Origin of the sequence: Rheinheimera sp. UJ51, from assembly GCF_020819615.1 — a bacterium.
Classification (GTDB): Bacteria; Pseudomonadota; Gammaproteobacteria; order Enterobacterales; family Alteromonadaceae; genus Alishewanella; species Alishewanella maricola.
Genome location: NZ_JAJHOG010000002.1, coordinates 43,147 through 59,882 on the forward strand (window position 1 = coordinate 43,147; position 16,736 = coordinate 59,882).

The 16,736-nt window shown below is 46.3% G+C and carries 15 protein-coding genes; 5 read left to right on the plus strand and 10 right to left on the minus strand.

Annotated features, from left to right (window positions below; translation table 11 throughout):
• Window positions 1-66: 66 nt before the first annotated feature.
• From LMJ53_RS02350 to speA, 3 genes are all read right to left on the minus strand, one after another.
• Window positions 67-996, minus strand: coding sequence for an acyltransferase (locus LMJ53_RS02350; RefSeq protein WP_229584621.1), 930 nt, complete (start codon window positions 994-996; stop codon window positions 67-69).
• A 14-nt stretch (window positions 997-1,010) separates the two neighbouring features.
• A complete protein-coding gene (locus LMJ53_RS02355) occupies window positions 1,011-1,901 on the minus strand; it encodes an acyltransferase (protein ID WP_229584622.1) in 891 nt (296 codons plus the stop codon).
• Between the two features lie 107 nt (window positions 1,902-2,008).
• Window positions 2,009-3,895, minus strand: a complete 1,887-nt coding sequence (gene speA / locus LMJ53_RS02360; RefSeq protein WP_229584623.1) for a biosynthetic arginine decarboxylase — start codon at window positions 3,893-3,895, stop codon at window positions 2,009-2,011.
• 134 nt (window positions 3,896-4,029) lie between these two features.
• Between speA and speE the strand changes: the two genes are divergently transcribed.
• Window positions 4,030-4,893 (plus strand): polyamine aminopropyltransferase, encoded by an 864-nt coding sequence (gene speE, locus LMJ53_RS02365; RefSeq protein WP_229584624.1) that lies wholly within the window; start codon window positions 4,030-4,032, stop codon window positions 4,891-4,893.
• A 48-nt stretch (window positions 4,894-4,941) separates the two neighbouring features.
• Here the strand turns inward: speE and LMJ53_RS02370 are convergent, their stop codons facing one another.
• A complete protein-coding gene (locus tag LMJ53_RS02370; RefSeq protein ID WP_229584625.1) occupies window positions 4,942-5,874 on the minus strand; it encodes an HAD family hydrolase in 933 nt (310 codons plus the stop codon).
• Window positions 5,875-6,007: 133 nt separating this feature from the next.
• On the opposite strand from LMJ53_RS02370, the gene LMJ53_RS02375 reads away from it, so the two are divergent.
• A complete protein-coding gene (locus tag LMJ53_RS02375) occupies window positions 6,008-6,475 on the plus strand; it encodes a CreA family protein (RefSeq protein WP_229584626.1) in 468 nt (155 codons plus the stop codon).
• A 72-nt stretch (window positions 6,476-6,547) separates the two neighbouring features.
• Here LMJ53_RS02375 and LMJ53_RS02380 read toward each other — a convergent pair whose 3' ends face one another.
• On the minus strand, window positions 6,548-7,465 hold the full coding sequence (locus LMJ53_RS02380) for a hypothetical protein (RefSeq protein ID WP_229584627.1): 918 nt from the start codon (window positions 7,463-7,465) through the stop codon (window positions 6,548-6,550).
• 459 nt (window positions 7,466-7,924) lie between these two features.
• Between LMJ53_RS02380 and LMJ53_RS02385 the strand changes: the two genes are divergently transcribed.
• Entirely contained in the window at window positions 7,925-8,674 is a 750-nt protein-coding gene (locus LMJ53_RS02385) for a LamG-like jellyroll fold domain-containing protein (protein ID WP_229584628.1), read from the plus strand.
• Between the two features lie 129 nt (window positions 8,675-8,803).
• Here LMJ53_RS02385 and LMJ53_RS02390 read toward each other — a convergent pair whose 3' ends face one another.
• Window positions 8,804-9,442 carry an OmpA family protein gene (locus LMJ53_RS02390; RefSeq protein ID WP_229584629.1) on the minus strand — a complete coding sequence of 213 codons (639 nt, stop codon included), beginning with the start codon at window positions 9,440-9,442 and terminating at the stop codon, window positions 8,804-8,806.
• A 158-nt stretch (window positions 9,443-9,600) separates the two neighbouring features.
• On the opposite strand from LMJ53_RS02390, the gene proB reads away from it, so the two are divergent.
• Window positions 9,601-10,722, plus strand: a complete 1,122-nt coding sequence (proB, locus tag LMJ53_RS02395) for a glutamate 5-kinase (RefSeq protein WP_229584630.1) — start codon at window positions 9,601-9,603, stop codon at window positions 10,720-10,722.
• A gap of 13 nt (window positions 10,723-10,735) precedes the next feature.
• Here proB and argA read toward each other — a convergent pair whose 3' ends face one another.
• The 4 genes from argA to LMJ53_RS02415 form a co-directional block, all read right to left on the minus strand.
• Window positions 10,736-12,055 (minus strand): amino-acid N-acetyltransferase, encoded by a 1,320-nt coding sequence (argA, locus tag LMJ53_RS02400; RefSeq protein WP_229584631.1) that lies wholly within the window; start codon window positions 12,053-12,055, stop codon window positions 10,736-10,738.
• A 139-nt stretch (window positions 12,056-12,194) separates the two neighbouring features.
• Window positions 12,195-13,346 carry a glutathionylspermidine synthase family protein gene (locus LMJ53_RS02405; RefSeq protein ID WP_229584632.1) on the minus strand — a complete coding sequence of 384 codons (1,152 nt, stop codon included), beginning with the start codon at window positions 13,344-13,346 and terminating at the stop codon, window positions 12,195-12,197.
• Window position 13,347: 1 nt separating this feature from the next.
• A complete protein-coding gene (locus tag LMJ53_RS02410; protein WP_229584633.1) occupies window positions 13,348-13,965 on the minus strand; it encodes a DUF1190 domain-containing protein in 618 nt (205 codons plus the stop codon).
• Between the two features lie 10 nt (window positions 13,966-13,975).
• A complete protein-coding gene (locus LMJ53_RS02415; RefSeq protein WP_229584634.1) occupies window positions 13,976-14,389 on the minus strand; it encodes a DUF350 domain-containing protein in 414 nt (137 codons plus the stop codon).
• A gap of 203 nt (window positions 14,390-14,592) precedes the next feature.
• Here LMJ53_RS02415 and LMJ53_RS02420 point away from each other — a divergent pair, with 203 nt between their 5' ends.
• A complete protein-coding gene (locus tag LMJ53_RS02420) occupies window positions 14,593-16,653 on the plus strand; it encodes a M13 family metallopeptidase (protein ID WP_229584635.1) in 2,061 nt (686 codons plus the stop codon).
• The last annotated feature ends 83 nt before the right edge of the window (window positions 16,654-16,736 follow it).

The window sequence follows — 16,736 nt, forward strand, 5'->3', positions numbered from 1 at the left end:
CGGCCAAGCCAATGATGGCCAGCGGTTTCTCAGCAACAGGCCAGCTTACGGCCATGTTGCTGAAGATTAACAGCGGATAGGTTGTTTAAACGTATCGCTTTGTTGCTGCTGATAATAAGCACTAATGTATTGATCTTTTAACTGCCAACGCTGATTCAGCCATTGCTGAAAATTCTCGCGAAATACCGCATCGTTAAAGTAATCACCCATGACGTGTTGATCAACGGCTAAAATCTCGGCTTTGATCACCACGCGTTTTAAACGGCCCATCAACATATCAAGTGCAATATTGTGCTGGTTATCGGGGTAAATCAGCGTGATATCTAAGATGGCGTTAAACTGCTCACCCATGCTGGCCAGGGTAAAGGCAATACCGCCGGCTTTCGGCGGCAGTAAATGGCTATAGGGGCTTTGCCGTAATCTTTGTTTTTGTGCAGTACAACGGCTGCCTTCCACAAAATTGATAATAGTGGTGGGAGCGTGGCGAAATTTGGCGCAAGATTTACGCGTTGTTTCGATATCTTTGCCTTTTAACTCAGGGCGCTTTGCCAAGGTCGCTGCGCTATAGCGCTTCATATAAGGCATATCCAAGGCCCAGCAGCCAGTGCCTAAAAAGGGCACCCATTTTAATTGGTCTTTTAAAAAGAACTTGGGTTCAGGGATCAACTTAGCGGCAAAAGTACTGACCACCGGAATATCTAACCAACTTTTATGATTGGCGATCAGCAAATACCAGCTTTCTTTATCCAGTTGCTGCTCACCGCTAATTTGCCAATCGACATCGTTAAACAGATTAATCAGCCCCGTATTAACCCGGGTCCAGCCGCGATAGCAAAAGCGACCCAGCTTGGCAATCAAGCGGTGGGCGGCGGCGTTTGGGATCAATAATTTTAATAAACCCAGCGGGGTGACGATGATGCCCCAAAATGCCAAATTAAGCGCAAATAAGCTAAAACTTATCGGCAATAACAGAAACCCTGGCAATATGCTTAACATCGTCCACTCCTTGTTTACTGGCTGTTTTTATCTAGCTCGGCCAGTTGTTGATCTTTATTTAACCACAACTGATTAATATATTGCTGAAAATGTGCTTTGTAAGCAGGATCGTTGTAGTCGCCAATCAAATCTTCTGTAATGGGCAATACCTGAACCTTTACTGTTATAGCATGAACTTTGCCTGAGACGTAATCCCAAAATGTTGGGATCCCTTGCGGATAATAAATGGTCACATCTAGCAGCTTATGCAGTTGTTGGCCCATGGCGCCAAGCACAAAGGCGGTACCGCCGGCTTTGGGTTTCAGTAAGTGCGCAAATGGCGATTGCTGCTGTTGGTGCTTCGCCTTGGTAAAGCGGGTGCCTTCAACAAAATTCATAATCGAGACCGGCTTATAGCGGAATTTTTCACAGGCTTTGCGCGTAGTTTCGATATCCTTACCCTGCAAATGCGGGTTTTTCTGTAAAAAGCTTTTGCTGTAACGCTTCATAAAAGGAAAATCGAGCGCCCACCAACAAATGCCCAGAAACGGCACATACAGCAGTTCTTTTTTCAGAAAAAATTTAATAAATGGAATTTTGCGATTAAAAATCTTCTGTAATACCAAGATATCTGCCCAAGATTGGTGATTAGCAATAATCAAATACCACTCTTTACGCGACAGTTGCTCGATACCTTGAACATGCCAACGAATACGGGTGAATAATGCCGTGGTGAAGTTATTGACGCTGATCCAACATACGGCACAGGCATCCAGCAGATAAGTGAGGCCGCTTTGCCAAAGTGGTATTGGCAGCAACTTCAGGATAGCCAGTAACAAAACAGGGACAAACCAGAATAAGGTATTAAGGGTATAGAGTAGGATGGAGAGCACACCGACAAGGGGTTTGGGTAAAAACGCCAACATAACGCACCTGATTATTTAGTGTTGCCGAGGCGGCAACAGGAAATAAATGTAAGACGAGTAACGCGCTAATAAGCTGCGTTACTCGTCCGATCAGTTGCTATTCTAGCTTAATCTTCGAAATAGGTATAACCATAAACGCCGGCTTTTAATTCATCCAGCAGTTCATCTTTTCGCTCACTTTCCATTTCAAGTTTCGCCAGCTGTTTAGTGTAAGAGGCAATCAGCTTCTTCGCATCAAACTGCACATAGCGTAATACATCAGCAACAGTGTCGCCTTTGATGATATTGGTTAGCTTGTAGCTGCCATCATCCGTCAGTTCAACGTGCACTGAATCGGTGTCACCAAACAAGTTGTGTAAATCACCTAAGATTTCTTGATAGGCACCGACCATAAACATGCCGAGTAAATACTGCTTATCATCACTGTATTCTGGCAGCGGTAAACTGGATTCAATACCATTACCATCGGCATAGCTTTTTAGCATACCGTCTGAGTCACAGGTAATATCTTGAATAATAGCGCGGTGATTCAGTGGCTCGTTCATCCGCTCGAGTGGCATTACTGGGAATAGTTGGTCGATACCCCAAGCATCGGGCATCGATTGAAACAGCGAGAAGTTAACGAACAGCTTATCTGCCAGCTTTTCGTTTAGCTCATCATGAATACTGCGATGCGAACGTGCCGATAAATCTAAATTCGCGCGCACTTTGTTAATGGTAGCGAAGTAAATTTGCTCTAATAACGACCAATCTTGCAGCGTTAATAAACCGTGTACATACTGCGCATGCGCATCGGTAAAATAGTGGATGGCGTCATGATAGGCTTCTACCGCAGAACGTGGCGTGACGCTTTGATAAGCTTCCCACAAACCTAAGATCACCGTGGGTGAATCTTCGCTGGGCTCAGGTAAATTGACTAAACCCGGTGCGCGTTCAATATCAATCGCATCGGTAACCAATACCGCATGGTGCGCGGTCATGGCGCGGCCCGATTCGGTAATAATGTTCGGATGGGGTAAGTCGTACTCGTCACAGACTTCTTTTAAGCCGTTTACCACGTTGCGAGCATATTCCATCATGGTGTAGTTCATCGAGCAGGCTGAGCGCGATTTCGACCCTTCATAGTCGACACCTAAGCCACCACCCACATCAACCGTGGTAATCGGCACGCCAAGGGTGCGTAATTCTGCATAGTGACGTGCACATTCACGTATAGCGTTGTGAATATCACGGATATTGGCAATTTGTGAGCCGATATGAAAATGCACTAATTGCAGCAGGTCGAGCTTGTTCGCTGCACGCAGTACGTCAATCGCTTGCAATACTTGGGTAGCGGTTAAGCCAAACTTGCCCTTTTCACCACCGGTGTTTTGCCATTTGCCTTTACCTACCGAGTTTAAGCGAATACGAATACCAATGCGCGGTGCTGCGCCTAAGTTATCAATTTCGCGGATCAGCGTTTTAAGCTCAGACAGTTTTTCTACCACCACATACACGGTGTGGCCCATCATTTGGCCGATGGTGGCTAAGCGTAAAAATTCGCTGTCTTTATAACCATTACAAACGATTTGCAGCGGTTGCTCAGTCACCCCAAGAATCGCCATTAATTCAGGCTTACTGCCGGCTTCTAAGCCGACCTTGCCGCTGTCGTGGCTAATTAAACGTTTTACCACAGAGAACTGCTGGTTTACCTTAATGGGGTAAACAGCAGTGTATTGCCCTTTATATTCTTTTTCTGCTTTGGCCAGTTGAAACGACTTAATTAACGTATCAACCCGGTGCTGCAAAATATCGGTAAAGCGAACTAAAACTGGTAAGGTTAAGCCTTCTTCTTTGAAACGCTGCGTAAGCTCGGGAAAGCTGATCCCGTTTTTACTGTGATCTTGGTCTGGGTAGGCAATAAGATCACCGTCCTGATTGACGTCAAAATAGCCTTCACTCCAGACTGCCACGTTATAAATCGATCGCGCTTTTTCAAAACCCCAAGCTGACATTGTGCTTCCTCAAAAAAATTAACTGCTATAGTTTAAAGCCTATAACGGGTTGGTGCAGCAAAATTGCCCAAAAAATTTGTATGTGGCCTGCAACACAGGCAGAATACGCCCCTTATACGATGCAGGGGGAAATTATGTCAGTAATTAATGACAAAAAGTGGCTTACTGAGGTGTTTGCCGACAGTGGTAGTGTGTTTGGTCTAGCGATTACCAAGAAATTGGACGAAGTGCAGTCACCATTTCAGAAAATTGCCATGTACGAAACCACGCATTTTGGTAATTTAATGGTGATTGATGACGTTATCATGCTCAGTAGCCGTGATAACTTCTTATATCACGAAATGCTGAGTCACCCTGTACTTTTCACGCATCCTAACCCAAAAAATGTGGTGATTATTGGTGGCGGTGACTGCGGCACTTTACGCGAAGTGTTAAAACACCCAGGTGTTGAACGCGTGACGCAAATTGATATCGACGAGCAAGTCACGCGTATGGCGGAAAAATATTTCCCTGAGCTGTGTGCCTCGAATAATGACCCACGCGCCACGCTGAAATTTGAAGACGGCATTAAATTTATGCGTGAAGCGGCTGCCGGCTCCATTGATGTGATTATTGTTGATTCTACCGATCCGATTGGCCCAGGCGAAGGCTTATTTAACCGTGCCTTTTATGCTAGCTGCTTAGCGGCGCTAGCCAGTGACGGTATCTTAGTGCAACAAAGTGAATCGCCACTGATTCATATGCCGTTATTAACCGCGATGCGTCAAGCGATGAGCGATGCCGGTTTTGCCAGTTTGCAAACGCTGAACTTCCCGCAAATGGTTTATCCCTCTGGCTGGTGGACCTGTACCTTGGCGAAGAAAAGCGGTGAGTTTAACGGTTTTCGCGAAGAAGCGGCGGCGACCGCTGGCTTTGATACCGAGTATTACAACGTTGAGGTGCATAAAGCCGCCGCGGCCTTGCCTAACTTTGTTAAAAAAGCCTTTGCCACGAAGTAGTTAAAACGCGCCGCTAATCATAACGCCTGCCATTGCAGGCGTTATTGTTTATAAAGAGAAACGTTCGCGTAGAAAATGCGCGACGCCATCTTCATGGTGATGCCCAATTACCGCACTGGCCACTTGCTTAATTTCGTCAATGGCATTGGCGGGGGCGTAACTTTCATCAGCACAAGCAAACATACTTAAATCGTTATCACCATCCCCAAAACAAATGACTTTGCTGGCACCCAGTTGTTTTTTCAACTGCGCGACGGCCTTGCCTTTATTAGCTTGGTAATGATGCACATCCATCCAACGATATTGCGGCCCCTCAATGGCAGGGCCTGAGTAGGCAATCAGGTTTGGATAGGTGTTTAATTTTAGCCACATGGCATGAATGGTGGCTGCCTCGCCAATCATGCTGATATTAGTGACTTGATGCTCAGGCGCTAAGGCGTGCAGCGGCAGTAGCTGTTGTGGCGTGTCGCTAAAGTACTTTTCGACCAGTCTTTTTTCCACATCGTGCTGGGTTTCAGCATGAAACACCACATGCTGGTGCTGTGCAATCACGTGCACAAAGGGCGAGATCCCTTGGCGCAGTGCAAGCTCAAGAATAGTATTAATTTCAGTCTGCTCTAAGATGTTCTCTAAGGTCAGTTGCTGGGTGTTCGGATCCCAGATAGTTACGCCATTATTATAGATTTGCGGTAACACAAATTTATGACCCGCCACCGCTCGCTGTGCCGACAGCATAGTGCGCCCGGTGGCAATGGTGAAGGCAATGTCTTTCTCACTTAACAGTTGTAAGGTGTCGTAGGTAAAGCGGGAGATCTCAGAGGCGTTGTTTAACAGGGTGCCGTCCAAGTCAAAACAAATCAGATACATATAGGGTATTTCCGAGCTTAAAAAGACTAACCATGCTGACAGCCAAACCCGCCGACAACCTAGATGACGCAGTATGCCATACGTAAAGGCACCGTATGTGGTTTTTATCTGCATGGGGTCAGGCCTTGAAAGTGGCACAGTATGCTTAAATACTGACAACAATTGCGCCGGTGTGTTTTACTGGTACCTATACTGTTAGCTGCGGTAGCTTGCAGCAATGCACTTATTTAACTAGGGAGACCTTCACATGCGCTTACTGTTCGGTGTTTTACTGTTGTTATTATTGGTCAGTTGTAACCGCAATGAAGTGGGTGACGTGTCATTAGGCGTCTTTACCACTAAGGATATTAAACTTGATGCCTTTACTGATCCGCTGGTCACCGGTGTGACTTGTCATGTCTCCAGTATTGAAGCCAATCTAAATCTTTCAGACCCTTCTGATAGCGGTATTTCTTGTCGCCAAACAGGCCCGATTACTGCTGAGATGATTGCTAAAATAGATAAGAGCAAAAGCGGTGAGGTACTGTTTACCAAATCAAAAAGCATCTTTTTTAAAAGCATGAAAATTCGGCGTATTTTCGATGCTGAAAATCAGACATTGATGTATCTGGCGTATTCAACCAAAGAAACCTCGGGCAGCTTTAAACACAGCTTGTCTACGGTGCCATTGTGGGGCACGCAAGCTTATAATGCTGCGCAGCAGCAAGCAAATTAAGCGGTATTAAGTTCGCTAAACCTTGTGGTTTGGGTGTTTTGTTACTCTTATGGCAAGAATCAATACTCGACTTTACTGAGCGGTAAATTGCGCCAAGCTAGTGCCGAATTGTTGATAAAGCGTCATATGAAAAGATGAAAGTAGTTTCGGCTCGATTTGTTGAAAATAATCGCGAGCCAATGTTGGCCGATTCAGTTGTAAGTTTATTTCTGTCAGTCGCAGCAGATGAATATGGTGTTGTACTTGGTGCTCTGGCTCGGCGGTATACTTTAGCGAGTCTTGGTAAAGCTGATCTGCCGCCGCTAACTGGCCTAGTAGTTGTTGTGTGCGGGCCAGATTGCCCATCCCGATAATCATTTTGCCAGTATGCCCAAGCGAAATGGCAGCCGCTAATGCGTCGGCACGGTAAGCCGCTGCAGACGTTAAATCATCACGCTGATGGCTGATATGCGCCAAATTAGAATTAAGTTCGAATAAGAACAGAGGATCGATACTTTTAGAATAGTGCGATTGAGCAAAACGCAGGAGTTGCTCTGCCTGATCTAGTTCGCCTAAATAGTAATGCAGATTGGCTAGCTCGACTATTCGCAGTGGATTACCAAACGCAGCGTAAACCTCCTTTAAGATAGCCACTGCCTTGGCAGCATAGATTTTTGCTTCATCGGTTTTTTTAAAATAAAACAGCGCCTTAGCATAGTAAAAATACAGTTGTACCCGAAACACATCAGGCATGGCGGGCTGCGTTAATAAATACTCTGCTTCATGTTGTAATTGTAAAAATTGATTTTTATCAAACAGATAATTGAGTTGGTAGGCTTTTATCCGAAACCAATTATTGCTGTAGGGGGTTGTTGCAGTAAGTTGCTGTTGCAGATAGTGCTCACAGCTTATCGTGTTGTCTTGCTGACAAAACGTTTCGTGGTCACTCAGGTTTTCTGAAGCGCTGATGCTAAAAGCCGTTAGCAGTAAAATGACCAGAGACAAGCGCATAAAACGTTACTGCCATTGAAAAATGAATGCCGATTGTAATACCACCACTATGGCTGCTTGGTGGCATATCGTCAAATATACAGCATGAACAGCTAAGCTTTTTATCACAAAGAAAGTGTTTAGTAATGCATTCTAAAGATGGTTGATGCCAAGACAACACATTTTAGCTAAACACGCTGAGTCACCCTTTATCGTTCCCGCCATGGTTAGCCAAGCGATTAAAAGCCGAGCCTACTGATTATTTCTTATGATTAATAGATAAACGTGTCCCCCTGCCAAAAGCGTTGTGGCTATTTTGTAAACGTCAGGATTTTTTACAATCTGCAGATAGCTAATTTTTTAATTCCATAAAAATCAATAGTTTGATCTTTGGCATCTTTTTTGCTTGGGTAGTGCTTTTGTATTATTAAGCATTTTTCACTTAACAATAATGGCAATTTTAATTTAGGGATAAGCACTATGAAATTTGTTCGGCTCTTAGCATTTGCAGCAATGGCAGCCATTTCTACACAAGCGTCAGCAGGCCTGATTGCCGCTTATGATTTTGACGGAAATGCTGCCAACAACACCGCTTCATCCGCTTACAATTTAGCCACAGTTGGTACAGCGGACTTTTCTAAACAAGCATATTTCTCTGATGGTAACAGTGCAAATTATTTGAACGTTGCCGGGCCAGGGGGTTTAACGGATTGGACTTTGTCTCTATGGCTTTTTACTGAGCAAGCAAACCAAGGCCAATTTAAAGGAATATTTTCAAATTTAGCAGGTTCTTCCACCGCTAACTCTTGGCAAATAGACAGCTTTAATGGCGATTATAGACTGATCTCTGCTAACGGTGCTAACTCAACTATTGGTGCGGCGGTTGCGAATGATTGGCAGCATATCGTTGTGCAAAAATTTAGTGGAAGTAATGCCCGCTTATATTTTAATGGTGTTTTCGTCCAAAACATTGGTTATAACCCAGGCGGGTTACAAAACTTCAGAGTGGGTATTAACAGAGCAACAACAGAAAGCTACACAGGTTACATTGATAATATTCAAATATGGAATGATAGCTTGCTAAGTGCGGCAAGTGTTGCTGAATTATATCGAACAGGTCCTGGTGCTAATTCTGTTTCTGACACTGTTGCCGTGCCAGCACCAGCAACATTGTTACTGTTTGGTTTTGGATTAATCATGGCGGTTAGAACAAGATTAGGTAAGAAATAATTCGCTGATATCCATTTTACTTTAAGTCTGCTTTTAGTGTTGAGTTAGCTAAAGCTAAAAGTTGCATGGGTAAAATATTAAAATAGTAAACGCAGCCTTTAGGCTGCGTTTTTGTTTAAGGCTTTTAGTTTATTCAACTACTGGTTCAATATGAATTTCGACACGGCGGTTTGCTGCACGATTGGCATCTGAATTATTCGGTAAAGCAGGGTAATCTGGGCCATAACCAATGGTTTCTAAACGTATCGACTGCACACTTTGCGCCACCAGGTAATTTTTCACGGCATCAGCACGGGCGGTAGATAAAGTCATGTTGTATTGGCGTGTACCGGTATCATCGGTGTGGCCAGCGATCACTAACATGGTTTTGGGATAATCGCGCAATACTTTGGCGATATCGTTTAATACAGGGTATAAGCTGGCACGCACGTCTGAGCGGTTAATCTCGAAGGTCAGCTGAGCCGGGATATCCAACATCAGTTTATCGCCATTGCGGATCACTTTAACGCCTGAGCCACTGAGCTCTTCGCGCAGGGCTTTTTCTTGCTTATCCATATAGCTACCTACGGCAGCACCGGCTAAGGCGCCTACGGCAGCACCAATGACGATGCGTTTGTCTTTATGGTTACCCGTAGCTTTACCAGCAACGGCACCGACAACGGCACCAATAGCGGCACCGCGAGCAGTATTTTGGTTTTCCATGTTTGCACAACCGGCTAAGACTAAGCTGGCTGACATCATTAAGGCGGTAGTGACTTTTAAATTCATGGTGTTACTCCGTGAAGCAAGGTAATTAAGTCTAAGCTTAAGCTTAGCGGCTGAATCATGGCTGAATTGATATCAGTGTTAGCAGATAAATAGCAATAGACATATAGACTTCCAAACTTTAAGCTAGGCAAGTTAAATGTGTGCTAAGGATGCAGGATATGCCCGTTCGAGGTTGGAAACGTATAGTGTTAAAAGTGGGTAGTGCTTTAATTGCACCTTCGGCAGACGGCTGTTCAACACGCTATTTATTGTCGATTGCGCGCTTTATTGCCGAGTGTCGCGCTGCAGGTACTGAAGTGGTGCTGGTTTCATCAGGCAGTGTCGCTGCTGGGCGCAATGCGATTAGTTTTAAGCAGTTACCTTTGCCGATTAACATTAAACAAGCGATGGCGGCAGTAGGGCAAAGCCGTATGATGGCTTGCTGGGCACAACTTTTTGATTTTGATTGTGCGCAGGTTTTACTGACCCACGATGATTTAAAAGATCGGCGCCGTTATCTGAATATCGATAACACCTTGCGTACTTTGCTAGCAAATCAGGTGCTGCCGATAGTCAATGAAAACGACACGGTAGCCACAGCGGAATTAAAAGTGGGCGATAACGATAATCTCGCCGCGATGGTCGCGATTTTAGCCGATGCTGACGCTTTATTAATTTGCTCTGATATTGACGGTTTGTTTAATGCCAATCCGCGTACTACGCCAGATGCCAAGCTTATTCCCTTGGTTGAGCATATTACCCCCGCTATTTATGCGATGGCGGGCGGCAGCCACCATGCCATTGGCACAGGCGGTATGGCAACGAAAATTCAAGCGGCAGATAAAGCCACTAAAGCCGGTATTGATACGCTGATTATTAATGGACAAAAGGCCACAACCTTTGATGAGTTATTAGCCGATCGGCACTGTGGTACCTTGTTTCAGCGGCAACAAGAACGCATCAGCGCCAAGAAACATTGGTTGCGGCACAACTTAAAACCGCAGGGAAGCATTGTGGTTGATGCGGGCGCGGCCCTAGCATTACAGCAACGCGGTGCGTCATTATTACCTTCGGGCATTACCGCTACGGCAGGCCATTTTGACAAAGGTGATGCAGTATTGCTGCAAACAGAGGCGGGGCTTACCCTGGCGCAGGGGATCAGTCAGTACAGTGCTTTAGAACTGGCCAAAATTCGTGGTGCGAAAAGCCAGCAAATTGCCAGCTTGTTAGGGTATTGCCCAAGTGAAGTGGCCGTGCATCGAGATGATTTAGCCTTGTTTGAAACAACAACGCCAGCTTAGCTGGCGTTGTGCATTAAAAATCGAGCGCTAAAATTTTTGAGCGGCGCTGGTAATTATACAGCTGCTTTTTCTGGCTAGGTAAGTCATCGACAGTCACCAGCTGGAAGCCTTGCTCCAAAAACCAGTGAATGCTGCGCGTGGTTAAGGCAAATAACCGGTCATACTTGCGTTGCCGTGCTTGCTGGATCACGCTTTTTAACAAGATGCTGCCACGGTCGGCATCGCGATAATCAGGATGCACGGCTAAACAGGCAAACTCACCCACGTTATCTTCAGGAAACGGATACAGCGCTGCACAACCAATCACTAAACCGTCACGTTCGATCAGAGTGAAATGTTCAATTTCCATTTCTAATTGCTCGCGTGAGCGGCGAACCAACAGGCCTTGCTGCTCTAACGGCCGGATTAAATCAAGGATCCCACCGATATCGCTGATCGCCGCGCGCCGCAGTTTCTCTGCGGATTCGGTAACCACTTGCGTACCGATACCATCACGTGAGAACAATTCTTGTAAGATTGAGCCATCTTCGTTGTAACAAACCAAGTGACAGCGCGGTACGCCTGCTCGACACGCCGTAATGGCGGCATTTAAAAAGGCTACCGTACCCACACACGCATCACTGTCTGCTGCTAATCGCTGCATAATTTCTTCAGCGCGGTTTGGCATTAATTCAGCGGTAATTTGCCCATCTTCGTCAGTAACGCCCCCAGCTTCGTTAAAGCCAATCATCTTATCGGCTTTTAAACGGATCGCGACCTGCGTGGCAATTTCTTCGGCGGTCAGATTAAAACTTTCCCCGGTGACAGACGCCGCAATCGGACCCATCAGTACGATACCGTTGTTGTCTAGTTGCCGACGAATACCGTTGGTATCAATGCGTCTTACTTTACCACTGTGGAAATAATCGACGCCTTCGTCAACGCCTAGCGGTTGCGCAATAACGAAGTTACCACTCACCACGTTAATTTGTGCGCCTTGCATGGGCGTATTGCTCAAACTCATCGATAAGCGAGCGGTAATATCTAATTGTAAGGCACCGGCGACTTGCTTAATCAGTCGAAAGGATTCGTCGTCAGTGACGCGCACGCGATTATGGTATTGCGGCTCTAAGCCGGCTTGTTGCAAGGCCTGATTGATCTGCGGCCTAGCGCCATACACTAGAACGATTTTAATACCGAGGCTATTTAACAAGGCAATGTCGTTAACGATACTGCGGATACCCGATTGCATAATCGCTTCGCCACCGAGCATGATGACAAAAGTTTTACCGCGGTGGGCATTCACATAAGGGGCAGATTGGCGGAAACCGCTGACAAGTTCAGTAGTGCGCACGGGCGATGAAGATCCTTTGGTTAGCAATTAAGGTTAAGTCTGGCAGCTATTAACATAAACTGCCAGACTTGAACGGAAATAACGCATGCAACATAGCATTAAAGTGACTTTATATCCACAATAAGTGAATAATTATTCTTTAATCTAGGATGATATGCGGTACAAAGCGAGAACTATCTTTAGTGATGAGGCTGTTATCCTCACGGATGCCAATACCGGCGGCCATATCACCGACCACCCAGCTGCCAATTAAGGTGAAGTGTTCACCAAAACGGGGTAAGGGTGCAAAGGCTTGTCGTATATAGCCATTATCGTTGTAAGGGCCGGGTTCAAGCAAGCTTTGTCCATCCGGAGTGATCATTTCGATATTGGCACCTTCGCGCGAAAATAACGGTTTGCGTACCCAGCCGGGTGTTAATGGCTTTTTACCGTCATCAAAAAATGACGGTAATAAATTAGGATGGCCCTGATATTTTTGCCATAACAGCGGCAAGATACCTTTGTTAGATAACAAGGTTTTCCACAGCGGTTCTAAGAAACGTGTTTCTGTAGTCAGTAAGGTCGCGGCAAACTCTTCTTGCAGCATAAATTCCCACGGGTATAGCTTAAACAACCCTTGGATCGGGAAACCGGCTAAATCGACTAACTGACCATCAATATCACCCAGTTGTTCTAATTGAATATAGCGGCTGTCTAGGCCGCTTTGCAGCGCAATATCCATCAGATAATCGACGGTGCCTTTATCTTCGATACTTTGCGTCACGCTACTAAAATAAAACGGTTGGGGTAAGGGTAATTCGGCAAAGGCTTGCTCTAACTTATCTTGCAAAGAGTTAAATTGATCGGCATTGGCGGGTAGCCCCCCCCGCATCTGCTGATCTTCTAACCATACCCACTGGAAAAAGCCCGTTTCATACAAGGACGTAGGGGTATCGTAATTTAACTCTAACAGTTTAGCTGGGCCTTGGCCGTTGTAAGCGAAATCGAGGCGACCGTATAAGTGGGGTTCAGCATTATTCCAGCTATCGCGCACCGCATCCCAAAACCGTTCAGGCACGGCAAGTTGCGTTAGCTGTTGCTCGCTCTGCAAAATGTCGGGGATCAGATCCAGCGCCATTTGATGCAGTTCTTCGGTTGGCGCTTCTAAGTCTTGCTCAATTTGCGCCAGACTAAATTGATAATAAGCCGATTCATCCCAGTAGGCTTCGCCATCTATGGTATGAAAATCAAAGCCCACACTTTCAGCGAAATCTTGCCAACCCGGGCGCGGTGCAATGGGGATGCGTTTCATCTTAACCGCCGTAGCTGCTGCTGCGCTGTGCGGCAGTGGCACGTTGCTGCGCTTGTGAGCCAAAGCCACCACGACGCGCTAAGCTGGCGGGTTTAGGCTGCACGGCTGATGGCCGAACCTGTGTTGGGCCAGATTGGCTTGCAACCGGTGCATTGCTTGCGGTGCGAAAAGTGCCGCGATCGTCCCGTGATTTGTACAACGGTTGTGTCGGCACACTGTTGCGCGCCGCTGCACTGCTTTGTTGTGGCGCTTGTGCGCCCATACCACCGCGATTGAGCATTTGTCCGGCCATAAAGCCCATCATCATGGGCATAAAAAAACTGCCTTGAGCACTTTGTTGTTGCGGTGCGGTTTCGCAACTGCCCGCACCAAAGTCAGCCTCACACTCTTGTTTATTGGCATAACGAGGGGCCACTTGCGGATGCAACGCGGCGGCTTCTTCAAACGCAGCTTGGCATTGAGCCGGTGGATTATAAAAAGCGGCACACTCATCTGGCGTATTGTAAACCTGAGCTTCTACCGTTTTTTCTTGGCCACAGCCTTGTAGTAACAAGGTGGCGGCGGGCACCATAAAAATGAGCGCCGCTTTGCGGCTACGTTTACATGTGGTTTTTGGCATGGTCTGCTCCTTAGTAACTCATACAGGCGGCATTTAACATACCGACGCTGATTGAACAGCCTGCAGAAAAAATCCCTGCAGCGATATCGCCTTTGGTGATACGTTCTGGTAGTTGTTTTAAGGCCAACTGGCTAACAAAAAAGGTTAGCACTTGCACTAGCAAGGCCACAGCACCCCAGATGGCACAATCTAACAATGACAATGAATGGGTAATGGCGCTAGACAGTGGCAACGCAAAACCGATTAATGCGCCGGCAAAGGCCACTGCGGCGGCAGGATTATTTGCTCGAATTAAACCAAATTCATCGTGCGGTGTTACCCAGCTATATAAGCGAATAAACAGCAGCAAAGAAATAATGGCCAAAGCAAAGTAAGCCAAAAAAGAGGGTAAACCGGTTAATGAGCTTAACGCTGTATCTAACATAGCAAGGTCCTATTACCTAAATGATGCACTGATCCTGCGGAAATTTGCGGCGTAATTCAAGTAAAACCGTATCAAGGCAAAAACTACCGAAGTTTATCGCAGCCGGCAGGGCTAATATCCTGTTTACTGGACAGGCTTCGCTGGCCTTTTCTACACTCGGCAAGTCGTTTTAAAAACAATAAAACAAAAACCAAGGAACTATGATGAAAAAACTTTCTTTACTGGCGCTGGGCATTGCTGCCGCGTTGGGATTAGCGGCCTGTAGCAGTCAGCCGACCGTGGAACAAACCGCACAAACACTGGCGATGCAAGAACAGAAAGCCGGTTTTGAGTTAAAAAACTTTGACCAAACGGTAGCGCCTCAGCAAGACTTTTTCCGTTTTGTTAATGGTAACTGGTTAAACAGCACCGAAATTCCAGGGGATCGTTCACGTTGGGGTAGCTTTGATGAGCTGCGTGAAAATGCCGAAAAACAAGTGTTAGAGATTATCCGCGAGCTGGCGGCGGGTGAGCATGCCAAGGGCTCTGATGCGCAAAAGATTGCTGATTTATATTCATCTTACTTAAATGAGCCATTAATTAACGTCTTGGGGTTAAATCCGTTGCGGGGCGACATTGTGCGTATTGAACAGTTACGCACACACCAAGATCTTGCCGAGTTATGGGGCGAGTTACAGCGTTACCGTTTTGGGACACCGGTGTCTGTTTACGTTGGTCAAGATCAACGTCAATCTGATCAATATATTACAGGTGCTAGCCAAGGGGGGTTAGGTTTACCTGATCGCGATTACTACCTCAAAGATGATGAGCGCTCTAAAAAACTGTTAAGCCAATATAGCGACTTTATTCAAACCCTGTGGCAGCTGGCCGGCTGGGATAATCCAGCGCAAGCTGCGGCGCAGATTATTGCGTTAGAAACGCAGCTGGCCGAAGCACAGTGGAGCCGTATTCAAAATCGTGATCGTAATGCCACTTATAACAAATACACTTTAGCCGAGTTACAACAAGTGGCGCCGGGCTTTGATTGGCCGCGTTTTATGGCCGCCGCCGAGCTGGATAAGGTGAATGAAGTCGTGGTACGTCAGCCATCTTATTTTACGGCGTTCGCCAAAATGCAGGGTGATGTGCCAGTGGCACAGTGGCAAACCTATTTAAAGTTTCATTTACTGCGCAGTAATGCCAGTAATTTAAGTGAGCCTTTTGTGCAAGCGAGCTTTGAATTTTACGGTAAAACACTCAGTGGTTTACAAGAGCAGCGCAGCCGAGAAAAACGTGCAGTGGGTGTGGTGGACAGCAGCTTAGGTTTTATGGTTGGTAAGCAATATGTCGATCGCTACTTCAAAGCAGAAGCCAAAGCGCGTATGGACGAGATGATCGAAAACCTACGCGGTTCCTTTAAGGTCGCCATTGCTGAGTTAGAATGGATGAGCGAACCGACTAAGGTGGAAGCGCAGGCCAAATTAGCCAAGTTTAATACGAAAATCGGTTATCCCGATGTTTGGCGCAATTATGACTGTTTAACAGTTGATGCCAATGATCTTATTGGCAATTTACGCCGCAGCAGCGAGTGCGAATACCAACGCATGGTGGCGCGTTTAGGGCAGCCAGTGAATCGTGATGAATGGGGCATGACACCGCAAACCGTGAATGCCTATTACAGCTCTACCATGAATGAAATTGTTTTCCCTGCTGCCATTTTACAACCCCCGTTTTTTAATGTGGCTGCGGATGACGCCATTAACTATGGTGCCATTGGTGGTGTCATTGGCCATGAATTTACGCACGGTTTTGATGATCAAGGTCGACGTTCTGATGGTGACGGAAACTTGCGTGATTGGTGGACACCCAGCGATGCCGCGCAATTTAGCGAGCGCGCGCAGCGGATGATTGATCAATACAATGCGTTTAATCCTATTGATAACTTAACACTGCAAGGTGCTTTGGGTTTAGGTGAGAACATCGCGGACTTAGGCGGGTTAACCGTGGCCTATAAAGCGTACAAAGCGGCCACAAAAGATAAACCACAGCAAACCATTGCCGGTTTTACGCCAGATCAGCGTTTCTTTATTGGTTGGGCACAAGTGTGGCGCATTAAATTCCGTGATGAAGCATTGCGCCAGCAAGTGATCACTGGCCCGCATTCGCCAGGTATGTACCGTGTGTTAGGTGTATTGTCGAATATGCCAGAGTTTTACGAAGCCTTCGATATCAAACCGGGTGATGGCATGTATCGGGAAGAAGACGTGCGCGTGAAAATTTGGTAGTGATGACACTAAGGGTCTAGGCCCTTAGTGCCATGTTTTATAAAAATCCGGTTTGCTAGCGCAATTCGTGCTGTAGAGCAAAC

What these genes read in the sequence shown, in the direction of transcription:
- LMJ53_RS02350 (WP_229584621.1), bottom strand. Translation starts at nt 996, where the DNA reads ATGTTAAGCATATTGCCAGGGTTTCTGTTATTGCCGATAAGTTTTAGC.
- LMJ53_RS02355 (WP_229584622.1), bottom strand. Translation starts at nt 1,901, where the DNA reads ATGTTGGCGTTTTTACCCAAACCCCTTGTCGGTGTGCTCTCCATCCTA.
- speA (WP_229584623.1), bottom strand. Translation starts at nt 3,895, where the DNA reads ATGTCAGCTTGGGGTTTTGAAAAAGCGCGATCGATTTATAACGTGGCA.
- speE (WP_229584624.1), top strand. Translation starts at nt 4,030, where the DNA reads ATGTCAGTAATTAATGACAAAAAGTGGCTTACTGAGGTGTTTGCCGAC.
- LMJ53_RS02370 (WP_229584625.1), bottom strand. Translation starts at nt 5,874, where the DNA reads ATGCAGATAAAAACCACATACGGTGCCTTTACGTATGGCATACTGCGT.
- LMJ53_RS02375 (WP_229584626.1), top strand. Translation starts at nt 6,008, where the DNA reads ATGCGCTTACTGTTCGGTGTTTTACTGTTGTTATTATTGGTCAGTTGT.
- LMJ53_RS02380 (WP_229584627.1), bottom strand. Translation starts at nt 7,465, where the DNA reads ATGCGCTTGTCTCTGGTCATTTTACTGCTAACGGCTTTTAGCATCAGC.
- LMJ53_RS02385 (WP_229584628.1), top strand. Translation starts at nt 7,925, where the DNA reads ATGAAATTTGTTCGGCTCTTAGCATTTGCAGCAATGGCAGCCATTTCT.
- LMJ53_RS02390 (WP_229584629.1), bottom strand. Translation starts at nt 9,442, where the DNA reads ATGAATTTAAAAGTCACTACCGCCTTAATGATGTCAGCCAGCTTAGTC.
- proB (WP_229584630.1), top strand. Translation starts at nt 9,601, where the DNA reads ATGCCCGTTCGAGGTTGGAAACGTATAGTGTTAAAAGTGGGTAGTGCT.
- LMJ53_RS02405 (WP_229584632.1), bottom strand. Translation starts at nt 13,346, where the DNA reads ATGAAACGCATCCCCATTGCACCGCGCCCGGGTTGGCAAGATTTCGCT.
- LMJ53_RS02410 (WP_229584633.1), bottom strand. Translation starts at nt 13,965, where the DNA reads ATGCCAAAAACCACATGTAAACGTAGCCGCAAAGCGGCGCTCATTTTT.
- LMJ53_RS02415 (WP_229584634.1), bottom strand. Translation starts at nt 14,389, where the DNA reads ATGTTAGATACAGCGTTAAGCTCATTAACCGGTTTACCCTCTTTTTTG.
- LMJ53_RS02420 (WP_229584635.1), top strand. Translation starts at nt 14,593, where the DNA reads ATGAAAAAACTTTCTTTACTGGCGCTGGGCATTGCTGCCGCGTTGGGA.